We start from the raw sequence: 13631 nt of genomic DNA on the forward strand, positions 1-13631 counted from the left end.
CACATCATGGCGAACGACATCGTCCCGGCATCCCCGAGCGACTCGCTCAAGACGATCGGCTGGATCAGCTATTTCATGCATCTGATCGTGGCGGTGGCCGCAGTGCTGCCCAGCGCACAACCGTCCATCGCCCTGCTGCTGATCGCCCTGGTCATCGACCTGGTCAAGCGCGACGAAGCGGTCGGCACCTGGCAGGAATCGCACTTTGCCTGGCGAATTCGCTCGGTGCTGTGGGCCGGCTTGCTCTATGTGGTGACGGCGCCCTTGTGGCTGTTGCTTTTCGTGCCGGGCTGGATCGCCTGGGCACTGATTTCGTTGTGGTTTCTGTACCGAATCATCAAAGGCATGGTGCGCATGAACGCCGGCCAACCTGTGGAGTCAACGCGTGCCATCTGATCCAAACTGCATCTTCTGCAAAATCATCGAAGGCAAGATTCCGTCGAGGAAGATGTACGAGGACGACGAACTGTTCGGCTTCCATGACATCGCGCCGTGGGCGCCGGTCCATTTCATGCTGGTGCCGAAGCGCCACATCCCGTCGATGGCGCAGCTGACACCGGAAGATTCCGCGCTGATGGGCAAGATCATGACGCTCGCGCCCAGGCTCGCGGTCGAGGCGGGGTGCAATCCGTATCCGAAAGGCGGTTTCCGCGTGATGGTGAACACCGGCGCCGAGGGTGGGCAGGAGGTTCACCATCTCCATGTTCACGTCATGGGCGGCCCCCGCCCATGGCTAAGGGGCTAAAGCTGCGCCCCGCTTAAAATTGGCCACAAATTTCAGGAGTCATCCATGGGTTCATTTTCAATCTGGCACTGGCTGATCGTGCTGCTGATCGTGGTGATGGTGTTCGGCACCAAGAAGCTGCGCAACATGGGCAGCGACCTCGGTGGCGCGGTCAAGGGTTTCAAGGACGGCATGAAGGACGGCGCCGCCACTGACGCCACCGCTACGCCCCCCGCGCAAGTGACGGCCGCCACCACGACCGACAAGCCGACGATCGACGTCGAAGCCCGTCAAAAATCCTGATCGCGCGTGCTCGACCTCGGTATCGAAAAGATGGCGCTGATCGGCGTGGTGGCGCTGATCGTCATCGGGCCTGAAAAGCTGCCGCGCGTAGCACGCACCGTCGGCACCTTGCTCGGCAAGGCGCAGCGCTATGTCAATGACGTGAAGGCGGAGGTCAACCGCTCGATGGAGTTGGACGAACTCCGCAAGATGAAAAGCACCGTCGAAGACGCGGCGCGCGATGTTGAGCAAAGCATCCACAGCGAGGCGAATTCGATCGAGAAGAGCTTCAGGGAGATCGACGACAACACGGCTTTGTCCGAAGTCGCGCCGGTGTTCCCCGAATACAAACATCCACGCAAGAACTGGCGCCTGAAGCAGGGCGCTACGCCGCGGTGGTACAAATCGCGCAACGGCGTGCGCACCAAGGCGCTCTCCGGCGCGGCGCGCGTGGCCCGCTTCCGTCCGCACAAGATCAACTGAGTTCTCTCCGCGTCCGCGCGCTCCGGCCTTCGCACCGGTCAATGCACCTTCTCCAATGGCCGAACCCACGAACAACAAAGAAGACGAACTCGCAGGCACAGAACAGCCGTTCGTGCAGCATCTGGTCGAGCTTCGCGACCGCCTGCTCTATTGCTGCTATGGCCTGGCCGTGGCGGCGGCCGTGCTGGCCATCTGGCCCGGCCCGAGCGGGCTGATCGACTTCATCGCCATCCCGATCCGCGCCCACATGCCCGAGGGCGCCAAGCTCATTGCCATCGGGGTGTTCTCGCCGTTCTTCGTGCCGCTCAAGGTGTTGGGCATGACGGCGGTGCTGCTGGCGCTGCCGTGGCTCATGTACCAGATCTGGATGTTCGTGGCGCCCGGCCTCTACAGCCATGAAAAGCGCTTTGCATTGCCGCTGATCTTCTTCGGTAGCCTGCTGGCTTATGGGGGCATCGCGTTCGTGCAGTTCTTCGTGCTGGACAAGATGTTCACCTTCATCCAGCGCTTTGCGCCGCCCTCGGTGCAGGCCACGCCGGACATTGCGTCCTACGTCGAGGCCATCCTGTCGCTCTACATCGCTTTCGGCGTGGCGTTCCAGGTACCGATCGTGGTGATGCTGCTGGTGCGCTTCGAGATGGTCACGGTCGAGAAGCTGCGGTCGTTTCGCGGCTACTTCATCGTCATCGCGTTCGTCGTGGCGGCCGTCCTGACGCCGCCCGACGTGGTGTCGCAACTGGCGCTGGCCGTGCCGATGTGCCTGCTCTATGAAATCGGGATCATCGGGGCCCAGTACTTCGTGCGCCATACCAAGGCCAAGGCGCCCGACGAAAGCGCCGACTCGCCTGCGCCCTGACTTATTCAGGTTCCTGCTGCGGCACGCGGCGCGGCGAGGTCTTGGGTCGCAGGCCCGAGGTTACGTCCAGTTCCAGCTTGTCGCCCCCGCGTTGCAGCGCAAAGCGCGCGGCGCTGCCAGGCTTGAGGCCGGCCACGGCGGTCAGCAGTTCCTGCACGTTGTCGATCTTCTTTTCGCCCACACTGGTGATCACGTCGCCAGGACGAATACCCGCCTTGGCGGCCGGGCCGGCCTGCAGCACGCCCGTGATGATCACGCCCTTGCTGGCCTTGACGCCAAAGGTTTCCGCAAGTTCGGGCGAGAGCTCGTTCGGCTCCACGCCGATCCAGCCGCGCGTGACCTTGCCGTCGCGCACGATGTCTTCCAGCACCAGCTTGGCGGTCGACACCGGAATGGCGAATCCGATGCCCATGCTGCCGCCGGAGCGCGAATAGATCGCCGTATTGATGCCCTCCAGGTTGCCGACGACGTCCACCAGCGCGCCGCCCGAATTTCCGGGATTGATGGCGGCATCGGTCTGGATGAAGTTCTCGAAGGTGTTGATGCCGAGCTGGTTGCGGCCGAGCGCCGACACGATGCCGCTCGTCACGGTCTGGCCGACGCCGAACGGGTTGCCAATCGCCAGCACCTGGTCGCCGACCTGAAGCGTGTCGGAGTTGCCCAGGACGATGACGGGCAGCTTGTCGAGTTCGACTTTCAGCACGGCGAGGTCGGTATCGGGGTCGGTGCCGACCACCTTGGCGGGGACATGGCGGCTGTCGTTGAGGGTGACTTCGATTTCGTCGGCGCCTTCGACGACGTGGTTGTTGGTCAGGATGTAGCCGTCGGTGCTGACGATCACCCCACTGCCGAGGCCCATTTGTGGTTGCTCATCGCCCTGGTCGCCGAAGAAGAAGCGGAACCATGGGTCATTGCTGCGCGGATGGCGCTGGGCCGCCTTGCTGGTGTTGATGCTGACCACGGCCGGAGACGCTTTCTTTGCCGCGGCACTCAGGCTGCCGGGCGCCATTGGCGCTGGTCCCGGGACGGGCGCTTCGATCACGGAGACCAGTCCGCCGAGCGTGCCGCGCCGGTTGAGCCATTCGGGCTTGAGCGTGGCAACGACGAAGTAGGCCGCCAGCAGGACGGTCACGGTTTGGGCAAATAGCAGCCAGGTGCGTTTCATGGAAAAAGGGCACGAAAAGGGGTTGCGCAGCGGTGGCCGGGAGGCCCCCGCACACCAGAGTCGGCATTGTCCCCCAACGGCCTGCGCGGGAAGACAGCCCGCATATGCACTTGGAGGCAAGACGGAGCCACAATCGCGGCATGAGCACCACTCGCCACGAACTGTTGCACGCCTTCGATCTGCTGCTGGCTCCGAGCCGGTTCAAGGACTACGCCCCCAACGGCCTGCAGGTGGAAGGGCGCACCACGGTGCGCAAGATCGTCTCCGGCGTCACCGCGAGCCGGGCGCTGATCGAGGCGGCCATCCATGTCGATGCCGACGCGATCTTCGTGCACCACGGCCTGTTCTGGCGCGGTCAGGACGGCCGTGTGACCGGCTGGATGCGGCAGCGGCTCGGCTTGCTGCTGGGGGACGATGTCAACCTGTTCGCCTATCACCTCCCGCTCGATGCGCACCCGGAACTGGGCAACAACGCGCAATTCGGTCTTCAGCTCGGATTGATCGCGCAGCCCGGGTCGGCCGGGCGCTTCGGCGAGCAGGACCTCGGCTTCTTCGGCGGGCGTACCAACGGCGAAAGCTTCTCGAGTGCAACAGCGCTGGCGCTGCATGTCGAAAAGGTGCTCAAGCGGCCGGTCGCGCTGGTCGACCCGACGCACCGCCCCATCAAGAACATCGCCTGGTGCACCGGTGGCGCGCAGAGCTACTTTGAAGCCGCCATCGCCGCCGGCGCCGACGCCTTCATCACGGGCGAGATTTCCGAGCCGCAGGCGCATTACGCTCGTGAGATGGGCGTCGCGTTCCTGGCCTGCGGCCACCACGCGACCGAGCGCTTCGGCGCGCCCGCGGTCGCCGGACATGTGGCAGCGACGCTCGGCCTTAAACACGAGTTCATCGACATCGACAACCCCGCGTGAAGCCCATCGCCGTCACACAGGGCGACCCGGCCGGTATCGGGCCCGAGATCATTGCCAAGGCATTTCGCGACGAGTTGGAGATCACGCGTGGCTGCTTCGTCGTCGGAGACCTCGCGACCATGCGGCAGGCCAGCCAGTCGTTGGCGGCAACCGGTCGCCCGCCGGTGCCGGTGGCGCTCATCGAATTCGTGGAGCACGCTGGCAATGTGCCGCCGCACTGCGTTCCGGTGTTGCAGGCCATCGCATCGCCGCAGGGCGTTGTGCCGGGCCAGGTCAGCGCTGCCGCGGGCCGTGCAGCCGGCGATGCGGTCGTGTGGGCTGCACGCGCCGCATTGCGCGGCGATGTTGCCGCGATCGTTACGGCGCCACTGCACAAGGAATCGCTGCACGCGGCCGGCTTCGCCTTTCCCGGCCATACGGAATTGCTGCAGGCCGAGGCCGCCGCGCACCTGAATCGACCGTTGGGAGACGTGCCCGTACGCATGATGCTGGCCAACGATGAACTGCGTACCGTGCTGGTCAGCATCCACATGTCGCTGCGCGACGCGATCGAAGCCGTGCACTTCGACGGCGTGCTGCAGACCTTGCGCATCACGCACGCGGCGCTCAAGGCCGCATTGGGAAAAGCGCCCAGGATCGCGGTGGCCGGGCTCAATCCGCATGCGGGCGAGGGCGGCCTGTTCGGGTCCGAAGAGCGCGAGATCATCGCCCCCGCCATCGGGGCCGCATGCGCGGAGGGCATCGATGCCCATGGCCCCTACGCACCCGACACCGTGTTCATGCGTGCGCGTACCGGCGAGTTCGATGCGGTGATCGCGATGTACCACGACCAGGGCTTGATCCCGGTGAAGTACCTCGGTGTGGAGCAGGGCGTGAATGTGACGCTAGGGCTGCCACTGGTGCGCACCAGCCCCGATCACGGCACCGCGTTCGACATCGCCGGCAAAGGCGTTGCCGATCCCGCCAGCCTGCTCGCGGCCATTCGCATGGCGCGAGCGCTGGCCCAACCCTGATCAGCGGCGATTGAGGCTGTCGCGAATCTCGCGCAGCAACACGATGTCTTCGGCTGGCGCGGGCGGCGCGGCCGCCTCGGTGTTGCGCAGCCTGTTGATCTGCTTGACCATGAGGAAGATGACGAAGGCAAGGATGATGAAGTTCACCGCGATGGTGATGAAGTTCCCGTAGGCAAGAACCGGAACACCCGCCTTCTTCAAATCGGCCAGCGTATTGGCCACGCCCGCGGGCGGCGTGCCGAGCACGATATAGAGGTTCGAGAAATCCAGCTTGCCGAACACCATGCCCACGATCGGCATGATGATGTCCGCCACAAGGGAGTCGACGATCTTGCCGAACGCCCCGCCGATGATCACGCCGACGGCAAGATCGATGACATTTCCCTTGACCGCGAACTCGCGGAATTCCTTCATGAAACTCATCTGGACCGTCCTCTCTACGGGTTATTGAAACTGGCCGAATACTAGGCGTTATGCGGCGCGCGCACCACCCGCTCGACGCGTTTGCTTCGTTGAATCGGCCTGCAACGCTCCGCTACAATCCCGGGTTGACCGAAGCATCCCGCGAAGATTTGAGGACCCCCATGAGTGACATCCCCGTCGGCAGCCCCAGGGTCGACACCAGCAAGCGGACATGGTTGATCGCATCCGGCTGCGCAGGCGCCGTGGGCGGCGTGGCCACTGCAATTCCGTTCGTCAGCACCTTTGAACCCTCGGAAAAAGCCAAGGCCGCGGGTGCACCGGTTGAAGTCGACATCGGAGCCCTGAAGGTCGGCGAGAAGATGACGGTCGAATGGCGCGGCAAGCCGGTCTGGATCCTCAAGCGCACGCCTGCTCAAATCGCGGAGCTGCCAAAGCTCGACGGCCAGTTGGCCGACCCCGAGTCGAAGCGCCACCAAGACGAATTAACGCCCAAGTACGCGCTCAACGAGCACCGCTCGATCAAGCCTGACGTGCTTGTCGTCGTTGGCATCTGCACCCACCTCGGGTGCTCCCCGACCGACCGCTTCCAGGCCGGCCCGCAACCGTCCTTGCCCAATGACTGGGAAGGCGGCTTCCTGTGCCCCTGCCATGGCTCGACCTTCGACCTGGCCGGCCGTGTGTTCAAGAACAAGCCTGCGCCCGACAACCTTCCGGTGCCGCCGCACATGTACCTCTCGGACACGCGCCTGCTGATTGGCGAAGACAAGAAAGCCTGAGGCAGAAGAACATGGCCGAATTCAAGGAAATCTCCCCCAACGCACCGGGCGGCGCAAAGCTCCTCAACTGGGTCGACAACCGCTTCCCGCTGACCAAGCTCTGGAACGACCAGTGGGGCCAGTACTACGCGCCGAAGAACTTCAACATCTGGTACATCTTCGGCTCGCTCGCGATGCTGGTCCTCGTGATCCAGATCGTGACCGGCATCTTCCTCGTGATGCACTACAAGCCCGACGCCGCGCAGGCGTTCGCGTCGGTCGAATACATCATGCGCGACGTGCCGTGGGGCTGGCTGATCCGCTATATCCACTCGACGGGCGCGTCGGCGTTCTTCATCGTCGTGTACCTGCACATGTTCCGCGGGCTCATGTACGGCAGCTATCGCAAGCCGCGTGAACTGATCTGGGTGTTCGGTTGTGCCATCTTCCTGTGCCTGATGGCCGAGGCTTTCATGGGCTACCTGCTGCCCTGGGGCCAGATGAGCTACTGGGGTGCGCAGGTGATCGTGAACCTGTTCGCCGCCGTTCCTTTCGTCGGCCCTGACCTCGCGCTGCTGATCCGCGGCGACTACGTGGTGAGCGACGCCACCCTGAACCGGTTCTTCAGCTTCCACGTGATTGCCGTGCCGCTGGTGCTGCTGGGCCTCGTGGTCGCGCACTTGATCGCGCTGCATGAAGTGGGTTCCAACAACCCCGATGGCATCGAGATCAAGGCCAAGCGCGGCCCGGATGGCCATCCGCTCGACGGCATCCCGTCGCACCCGTACTACACGGTGCACGACATCTTTGGCGTGGTGGTGTTCCTGACCGTTTTCTCGGCCGTGATCTTCTTCGCGCCCGAGGCCGGTGGCTACTTCCTCGAGTACAACAACTTCATCCCGGCCGATTCCCTGAAGACGCCGAACCACATTGCCCCGGTCTGGTACTTCACGCCGTTCTATTCGATGCTGCGTGCGACTACCGATGACATGGTCAAGGTGTTCTCGCTGATCGTGGCGCTTTGCGCGGTCTACGCCTTCGTCAAGGGCAAGATGGGCCTGGGCCTCAAGATTGCAGCCGCCGTGCTTGCGGTCGTGGTGATCTATCTCCTGAACACCTTCGACGCCAAATTCTGGGGCGTGGTGGTAATGGGCGGCTCCGTCATCATCCTGTTCTTCCTGCCGTGGCTCGACAAGAGCGCGGTCAAGTCGATCCGCTACCGGCCGAGCTGGCACAAGTACGTCTACGGTGTGTTCGTCTTCTTCTTTTTGATCCTTGGCTACCTGGGCATCCAGCCGCCGGGCGTCTGGGGCACGATGCCGATCGGTTCGGGCACGCTCGACATTGCACAAACGATCTCGCAAATCGGCACGCTCCTGTACTTCAGCTTCTTCCTGCTGATGCCGGTGTGGAGCCGACTGGGCGAATTCAAGCCTGTCCCTGATCGCGTGGTTTTTGCTGCGCACTGAGACAGGAGACAAGAACAATGAAGAAACTGATCCTCACGCTGATGACCACGCTCGCCCTGATGGGCGGCGCACATGCCAACGAAGAAGGGATTGCCTGGGACAAGGCGCCCAACAAGACCAACGACGTTGCCTCGCTGCAAAACGGCGCGAAATTGTTCGTCAACTACTGCCTCAACTGCCACTCCGCGGCGTTCATGCGCTTCAACCGGCTGCAGGACATCGGCATCACCGAGCAGCAGATCAAGGAAAACCTGCTCTTCACGACCGAGAAGGTCGGTGAAACGATGAAGGCCAACATCGATCCGCGTCAGGCCAAGGAGTGGTTTGGCGCGGTGCCGCCGGACCTCACGCTGGTGGCACGTTCGCGCGCCGGCCATGGCGGCACTGGTGCCGACTATCTCTACACCTACCTGCGCACGTTCTATCGCGACGAGACCAAGGCCACGGGCTGGAACAACCTCGTATTCCCGAGCGTTGCGATGCCGCACGTGATGTGGGAGTTGCAGGGCGATCGCCGGCCGGTGTACGACAAGATCGAGGCACACGGCCACGAGATCGAAGTATTCAAGGGCTGGGAGCAACTCACGCCCGGCACGATGACGCCGCTGCAGTACGACCAGGCCGTTGGCGACCTGGTCAACTACCTCCAGTGGATGGCTGAACCTGCCCAGAACACGCGCGTGCGCGTCGGCGTCTGGGTGCTTCTGTTCCTGGTGATGGCCGTGGTCTTTACCTGGCGCCTCAACGCGTCGTACTGGAAAGACGTCAAGTAGTCCAACGCCGATCGGATGCACCGCGTCCGGTCCCGCAGAGTGGGTTGCCAACGCGACCCACTCTTTTTGATTTTTAGGAGGCCTTTCGCCATGATGGTTTTGTATTCAGGAACAACCTGCCCTTTCTCCCATCGTTGCCGCTTTGTGTTGTTCGAGAAAGGCATGGACTTTGAAATCCGTGACGTCGATCTCTACAACAAGCCAGAAGACATCAACGTGATGAACCCCTACGGCCAGGTGCCGATCCTGGTCGAGCGCGACTTGATCCTGTACGAGTCGAACATCATCAACGAGTACATCGACGAACGCTTCCCGCACCCGCAACTGATGCCCGGTGACCCGGTCGACCGTGCCCGCGTGCGCCTGTTCCTGCTCAACTTCGAGAAGGAACTCTTCGTGCACGTCTCGACGCTCGAGAACCGCACCGCCAAGGGCAATGAGAAGGCGCTCGAAAAGGCCCGTTCGCACATCCGCGACCGCTTGACGCAACTGGCGCCGGTGTTCTTGAAGAACAAGTACATGCTGGGCGACAATTTCTCGATGCTCGACGTCGCGATCGCACCCCTGCTCTGGCGCCTCGACTACTACGGCATCGACCTCAGCAAGAATGCTGCGCCGCTGCTCAAGTACGCCGAGCGCATCTTCTCGCGCCCGGCCTACATTGAAGCGCTGACGCCGTCCGAAAAGGTGATGCGCAAGTAGGTTTGCAAAATTAGGCAAACTACGCTGTAAATGATCAACGCCCTCGAATCGTCTTCCACCCGTCCCTACCTGATCCGGGCCCTGTATGAGTGGTGCACCGACAACGGCTTCACGCCGTATGTGGCGGTGCAGGTCGACGACTCGGTGCAGGTACCGCGCGAGTACGTGAAGAATGGCGAGATCGTCCTGAACATCAGTTTCGATGCCACCAGTTCGCTCAAGCTCGGGAACGATTTCATCGAGTTCAAGGCGCGATTTGCCGGCACGGCGCGTGAAATCAGCGTGCCAGTGGGCCGGGTGATCGCGATCTACGCGAGAGAGAACGGGCAGGGTATGGCTTTTCCGGCGCCTGCGCCGGCAGAACCGCCGGTGCCAGCGCCCGCAATGCCGGCGTTGCCCGTTCCGAATCCCGCCGCGCGCACGCCGCTGCGCGAATCCGGGCGCGGCGCCGCCGATGGCGATGCGGGCAAGGTGGTGCACCTGGTGCCTGACGATGGTGCCGGCACGGTCGGCAGTCACGCAGACCTTGACGAGCCTCCGCGTCCGCCTGCGGGCGGCGGTGCACGGCCCTCCCTCAAGCGCATCAAGTAGTGAAACGCAGCCAAGCGCGGGGGCGCTGCCCGCTAAAATCCGCAATTACGCCGCTTTAGCTCAGTTGGTAGAGCACCCGCCTTGTAAGCGGAAGGTCGTCAGTTCGATTCCGACAAGCGGCACCATTCGGCCGGCAGCAACCAGAGCCGCCTCGGCCATTGGCGCCCGGCAGCCATTGCGGATTTGCCGGTTCTTCATTCAGCGCTTCGACCGCACCTTGATGCGGATCGTGGCGTTGTCCCATCCCTTGTTCTGGAGCCTGGACTGCAGCAACGGCACCAGTTGGCGCAGTTTGGCGGCCGCGGCGCTGCCTTGGACCAACATGCACCACACGCCATCCTCTACCGGTCCGGCCTGGATGGCCGAGCGCATCTCGAGCGGGATCAGATCGAGCACCACGCGCAACCTCTCGTTGGTGTCGCGCACACGGGCCGCCAGGCTCGCGAGCGTCGGTGAAGCTTCGGTCGCTTGCTGAAGGGTGATGGCGTTGAATCGGCTGCTCATGGGGTGTGAAAGGGTTCCGGCAAGCGGGCTAAAATCTGCGGTTGGCCGGCGTTCGCGCTGGCCGGGCGAGCCTGCATTCTTGAAGAACTTGCAATTGCGCAAAGCGCGCCCACTTGCATCCACCATATCTTAGGGATTTCGGCCGCAGTGCCTGACGCTGTCGGGCGCCCGTCCATCCTCCACTCATGGCCACCAACTTCCTGACCCAACTTTTCGGCAGTCGCAACGACCGTCTCCTCAAGCAGTATCGCAAGACGGTCGACCGCATCAATGCGCTGGAGCCTGCTTTTGAAAAACTCGGTGAAGAAGCACTGAAGGCCAAGACCCAGGAGTTCAAGGATCGCCTCGCCAAGGGCGAAACGCTCGACGACCTGTTGCCCGAGGCCTTTGCCACGGTGCGCGAGGCATCCAAGCGCATCATGAAGATGCGCCATTTCGACGTGCAGTTGCTCGGCGGCATGGCATTGCACAACGGCAAGATTTCGGAGATGCGCACGGGCGAAGGCAAGACGCTGACGGCGACGTTGCCGGTGTACCTGAACGCGCTGTCGGGCAAGGGCGTGCACGTGGTGACGGTGAACGACTACCTCGCGAATCGCGACGCACAGTGGATGGGCCGGCTCTATGGCTACCTGGGCCTTAGCACCGGTATCAACCTGCCGAACATGCCGCGCGAGGAAAAGCAGGCCGCCTACCGCTGCGACATCACCTACGGCACCAACAACGAATTCGGCTTCGACTACCTGCGCGACAACATGGTGTACGAAGTGGGGGATCGCGTCGCGCGCGGCCTGAACTACGCCATCGTGGACGAGGTTGATTCGATCCTGATCGACGAGGCACGCACGCCGCTGATCATCAGCGGCCAGGCCGAAGACCATACCGACCTGTACCTCGCCATCAACAAGGTCGTGCCGCTACTGAAGAAGCAGGAGGGCGAGGCCGATCCGCGTACGGGAGAGGGCGTCATCACGCCGGGCGACTTCACCGTCGACGAGAAGACGCACCAGGTGTTCCTGACCGAGGACGGCCATGAGAAGGCCGAGCAGGTCCTGTCGGAATTCAAGCTGCTGCCCGAAGGCGCGTCGCTGTACGACCCGGCCAACATCACGTTGATGCACCACCTGAACGCAGCCTTGCGCGCGCGGCATCTCTACCACCGCGACCAGCACTATGTGGTGCAGCAGGGCGAAGTGATCATCGTCGACGAGTTCACCGGCCGCCTGATGACGGGGCGCCGCTGGAGCGACGGGCTGCATCAGGCCGTCGAAGCCAAGGAAGGCGTCGAGATCCAGGCCGAGAACCAGACGCTGGCTTCGATCACGTTCCAGAACTACTTCCGCCTCTACACCAAGCTGGCTGGCATGACCGGCACGGCCGATACCGAGGCCTATGAGTTCCAGGAGATCTACGGTCTCGAGACCGTCCTGATTCCGCCGAACCGCGCCAGCAAGCGCGACGACCAGCTCGATCGCGTCTACAAGACCACGCGCGAGAAGTACCAGGCCGCCATTGAAGACATCCGCGAGTGCTACGAACGCGGCCAGCCGGTGCTGGTCGGCACCTCGTCGATCGAGAACTCGGAAATCATCGATGGACTGCTGAACGAAGTGGGCCTGCCGCACCAGGTTCTCAACGCCAAGCAGCACGCACGCGAAGCGGAAATCATTGCGCAGGCGGGTCGCCCCAAGATGATCACGATCGCGACCAACATGGCGGGTCGGGGTACCGACATCGTGCTCGGCGGCAATGTCGAGAAGATGATCGAGACGCTCGAGGCCAACCCCGAGCTCGAAGAGGCCACGCGCCAGGCCGAGGCCGAAAAGCTGCGTAACGACTGGGCCAAGGAGCACGAGTTCGTGACGTCTCAGGGCGGCCTGCGCATCATTGCGACCGAGCGCCATGAATCGCGCCGCATCGACAACCAGTTGCGCGGCCGTTCGGGCCGGCAGGGCGACAACGGCTCCTCGCGTTTCTACCTGAGCCTGGACGATCCGCTGATGCGCATCTTCGCGGGCGACCGCGTCAAGGCGATCATGGACCGGCTCAAGATGCCGGACGGCGAGGCCATCGAAGCCGGCATCGTCACGCGCAGCATCGAGAGTGCGCAGCGCAAGGTCGAGGCGCGCAACTTCGATATTCGCAAGCAATTGCTCGAATACGACGACGTGAGCAATGACCAGCGCAAGGTGATCTACCAGCAGCGCAACGACATCCTCGATGCGAGCGACCTCACGGCGCAGATCGCGGCGCTGCGCGAAGGTTGCTTCACCGACCTGGCGCGCCAGTACGTGCCGGCCGAATCCGTCGAAGAGCAATGGGACCTGCCCGGCCTCGAAAAGGCGCTGTCCACCGAATGGGGCCTGGACCTGCCGCTGGTGAAGGAAGTCGAGGCCGCAACGGCGATCTCCGACGAGGACGTGGTCGAAAAGGTGGTTGCAGCCGCCAACGCTGCGTTCGCCGCCAAGGTCGAACTGATCGGCCAGCATAATTTCACCCAGTTCGAACGCATGGTGCTGCTGCAGAGTATCGACACGCACTGGCGCGAGCATCTGGCGTCGCTCGACTACCTGCGACAGGGCATTCACCTGCGCGGCTATGCGCAGAAGCAGCCGAAGCAGGAATACAAGCGCGAGGCCTTCGAGCTGTTTGGCCAACTGCTCGACTCGGTCAAGAACGAAGTCACGCGCCAGCTGATGACCGTGCGCGTGCAGTCGAGTGAGCAACTCGACGAAGCAGCCGACGCCATGGAAAGCCGCGCCGAGGCCATCTCGAACATCACCTACACCGCGCCCACCGAAACGGGCGAGGCCGAGACGCGTGTCGACGAGGAAAGCATTCGCCGTGCGGCAGTTGGCGGTGGCCTCAGCGTCGGCGCGGCCGCGTTCGCGCGCGTCGGGCGCAACGACCCATGCCCGTGCGGCAGCGGCAAGAAGTACAAGCAGTGCCACGGCAAGCTGACCTGAGAACCTGAGTT

General features: G+C 63.1%; 16 protein-coding genes and 1 tRNA gene. 14 read left to right on the forward strand and 3 right to left on the reverse strand.

All coding sequences use genetic code 11. The features are described 5' to 3' along the window. Positions 1 to 6: 6 nt before the first annotated feature. Genes WKW80_RS01545 through tatC form a run of 5 tightly spaced genes read left to right on the forward strand, consistent with a single transcriptional unit; the run spans position 7 to position 2345 of the window. Complete coding sequence (locus tag WKW80_RS01545) at positions 7 to 396, forward strand: DUF4870 family protein (protein WP_340361761.1); 390 nt, start codon at positions 7 to 9, stop codon at positions 394 to 396. Beyond that, positions 386 to 745, forward strand: coding sequence for a histidine triad nucleotide-binding protein (locus WKW80_RS01550; protein WP_340361762.1), 360 nt, complete (start codon positions 386 to 388; stop codon positions 743 to 745). Before WKW80_RS01545 ends, WKW80_RS01550 begins: the two co-directional genes overlap by 11 nt. 45 nt (positions 746 to 790) lie before the next feature. Beyond that, on the forward strand, positions 791 to 1027 hold the full coding sequence (gene tatA / locus WKW80_RS01555; RefSeq protein ID WP_340361763.1) for a Sec-independent protein translocase subunit TatA: 237 nt from the start codon (positions 791 to 793) through the stop codon (positions 1025 to 1027). A gap of 6 nt (positions 1028 to 1033) precedes the next feature. Further along, on the forward strand, positions 1034 to 1489 hold the full coding sequence (tatB, locus tag WKW80_RS01560) for a Sec-independent protein translocase protein TatB (protein ID WP_340361764.1): 456 nt from the start codon (positions 1034 to 1036) through the stop codon (positions 1487 to 1489). Positions 1490 to 1544: 55 nt separating this feature from the next. Beyond that, positions 1545 to 2345, forward strand: coding sequence for a twin-arginine translocase subunit TatC (gene tatC, locus WKW80_RS01565; RefSeq protein ID WP_340361765.1), 801 nt, complete (start codon positions 1545 to 1547; stop codon positions 2343 to 2345). A gap of 1 nt (position 2346) precedes the next feature. Here the strand turns inward: tatC and WKW80_RS01570 are convergent, their stop codons facing one another. Then, entirely contained in the window at positions 2347 to 3510 is a 1164-nt protein-coding gene (locus tag WKW80_RS01570) for a Do family serine endopeptidase (protein ID WP_340361766.1), read from the reverse strand. A gap of 140 nt (positions 3511 to 3650) precedes the next feature. Here WKW80_RS01570 and WKW80_RS01575 point away from each other — a divergent pair, with 140 nt between their 5' ends. Further along, a complete protein-coding gene (locus WKW80_RS01575; RefSeq protein ID WP_340361767.1) occupies positions 3651 to 4424 on the forward strand; it encodes a Nif3-like dinuclear metal center hexameric protein in 774 nt (257 codons plus the stop codon). Then, positions 4421 to 5437: a 4-hydroxythreonine-4-phosphate dehydrogenase PdxA gene (pdxA, locus tag WKW80_RS01580; protein ID WP_340361768.1), complete on the forward strand. Its 1017-nt coding sequence runs from the start codon at positions 4421 to 4423 to the stop codon at positions 5435 to 5437. Before WKW80_RS01575 ends, pdxA begins: the two co-directional genes overlap by 4 nt. Here pdxA and mscL read toward each other — a convergent pair whose 3' ends face one another. Beyond that, on the reverse strand, positions 5438 to 5860 hold the full coding sequence (mscL, locus tag WKW80_RS01585) for a large conductance mechanosensitive channel protein MscL (protein ID WP_340361769.1): 423 nt from the start codon (positions 5858 to 5860) through the stop codon (positions 5438 to 5440). It abuts the gene before it with no gap. Positions 5861 to 6021: 161 nt separating this feature from the next. On the opposite strand from mscL, the gene petA reads away from it, so the two are divergent. From petA to WKW80_RS01615, 6 genes are all read left to right on the forward strand, one after another. Further along, on the forward strand, positions 6022 to 6636 hold the full coding sequence (petA, locus tag WKW80_RS01590) for a ubiquinol-cytochrome c reductase iron-sulfur subunit (protein ID WP_340361770.1): 615 nt from the start codon (positions 6022 to 6024) through the stop codon (positions 6634 to 6636). A gap of 11 nt (positions 6637 to 6647) precedes the next feature. Continuing rightward, complete coding sequence (locus WKW80_RS01595) at positions 6648 to 8084, forward strand: cytochrome b (protein WP_340361771.1); 1437 nt, start codon at positions 6648 to 6650, stop codon at positions 8082 to 8084. Positions 8085 to 8101: 17 nt separating this feature from the next. Then, positions 8102 to 8857, forward strand: a complete 756-nt coding sequence (locus tag WKW80_RS01600) for a cytochrome c1 (RefSeq protein ID WP_340361772.1) — start codon at positions 8102 to 8104, stop codon at positions 8855 to 8857. A 90-nt stretch (positions 8858 to 8947) separates the two neighbouring features. Continuing rightward, positions 8948 to 9559: a glutathione S-transferase N-terminal domain-containing protein gene (locus tag WKW80_RS01605; RefSeq protein ID WP_340361773.1), complete on the forward strand. Its 612-nt coding sequence runs from the start codon at positions 8948 to 8950 to the stop codon at positions 9557 to 9559. Positions 9560 to 9589: 30 nt separating this feature from the next. Continuing rightward, positions 9590 to 10150 carry a ClpXP protease specificity-enhancing factor gene (locus WKW80_RS01610; RefSeq protein ID WP_340361774.1) on the forward strand — a complete coding sequence of 187 codons (561 nt, stop codon included), beginning with the start codon at positions 9590 to 9592 and terminating at the stop codon, positions 10148 to 10150. A gap of 49 nt (positions 10151 to 10199) precedes the next feature. Further along, positions 10200 to 10275, forward strand: a tRNA-Thr gene (locus tag WKW80_RS01615). 73 nt (positions 10276 to 10348) lie between these two features. Here WKW80_RS01615 and WKW80_RS01620 read toward each other — a convergent pair. Beyond that, positions 10349 to 10654, reverse strand: coding sequence for a hypothetical protein (locus tag WKW80_RS01620; protein WP_340361775.1), 306 nt, complete (start codon positions 10652 to 10654; stop codon positions 10349 to 10351). A 185-nt stretch (positions 10655 to 10839) separates the two neighbouring features. On the opposite strand from WKW80_RS01620, the gene secA reads away from it, so the two are divergent. After that, positions 10840 to 13620 carry a preprotein translocase subunit SecA gene (gene secA, locus WKW80_RS01625; RefSeq protein ID WP_340361776.1) on the forward strand — a complete coding sequence of 927 codons (2781 nt, stop codon included), beginning with the start codon at positions 10840 to 10842 and terminating at the stop codon, positions 13618 to 13620. The last annotated feature ends 11 nt before the right edge of the window (positions 13621 to 13631 follow it).

It is taken from the genome of Variovorax humicola (assembly GCF_037889915.1).
Classification (GTDB): domain Bacteria; phylum Pseudomonadota; class Gammaproteobacteria; order Burkholderiales; family Burkholderiaceae_C; genus Variovorax; species Variovorax humicola.

Coding starts and splice junctions, on each gene's coding strand:
- WKW80_RS01605 (WP_340361773.1), top strand. CDS start 8,948: ATGATGGTTTTGTATTCAGGAACAACCTGCCCTTTCTCCCATCGTTGC.
- WKW80_RS01570 (WP_340361766.1), bottom strand. CDS start 3,510: ATGAAACGCACCTGGCTGCTATTTGCCCAAACCGTGACCGTCCTGCTG.
- WKW80_RS01600 (WP_340361772.1), top strand. CDS start 8,102: ATGAAGAAACTGATCCTCACGCTGATGACCACGCTCGCCCTGATGGGC.
- tatC (WP_340361765.1), top strand. CDS start 1,545: ATGGCCGAACCCACGAACAACAAAGAAGACGAACTCGCAGGCACAGAA.
- secA (WP_340361776.1), top strand. CDS start 10,840: ATGGCCACCAACTTCCTGACCCAACTTTTCGGCAGTCGCAACGACCGT.
- WKW80_RS01545 (WP_340361761.1), top strand. CDS start 7: ATGGCGAACGACATCGTCCCGGCATCCCCGAGCGACTCGCTCAAGACG.
- WKW80_RS01620 (WP_340361775.1), bottom strand. CDS start 10,654: ATGAGCAGCCGATTCAACGCCATCACCCTTCAGCAAGCGACCGAAGCT.
- mscL (WP_340361769.1), bottom strand. CDS start 5,860: ATGAGTTTCATGAAGGAATTCCGCGAGTTCGCGGTCAAGGGAAATGTC.
- tatA (WP_340361763.1), top strand. CDS start 791: ATGGGTTCATTTTCAATCTGGCACTGGCTGATCGTGCTGCTGATCGTG.
- WKW80_RS01595 (WP_340361771.1), top strand. CDS start 6,648: ATGGCCGAATTCAAGGAAATCTCCCCCAACGCACCGGGCGGCGCAAAG.
- WKW80_RS01610 (WP_340361774.1), top strand. CDS start 9,590: ATGATCAACGCCCTCGAATCGTCTTCCACCCGTCCCTACCTGATCCGG.
- petA (WP_340361770.1), top strand. CDS start 6,022: ATGAGTGACATCCCCGTCGGCAGCCCCAGGGTCGACACCAGCAAGCGG.
- WKW80_RS01575 (WP_340361767.1), top strand. CDS start 3,651: ATGAGCACCACTCGCCACGAACTGTTGCACGCCTTCGATCTGCTGCTG.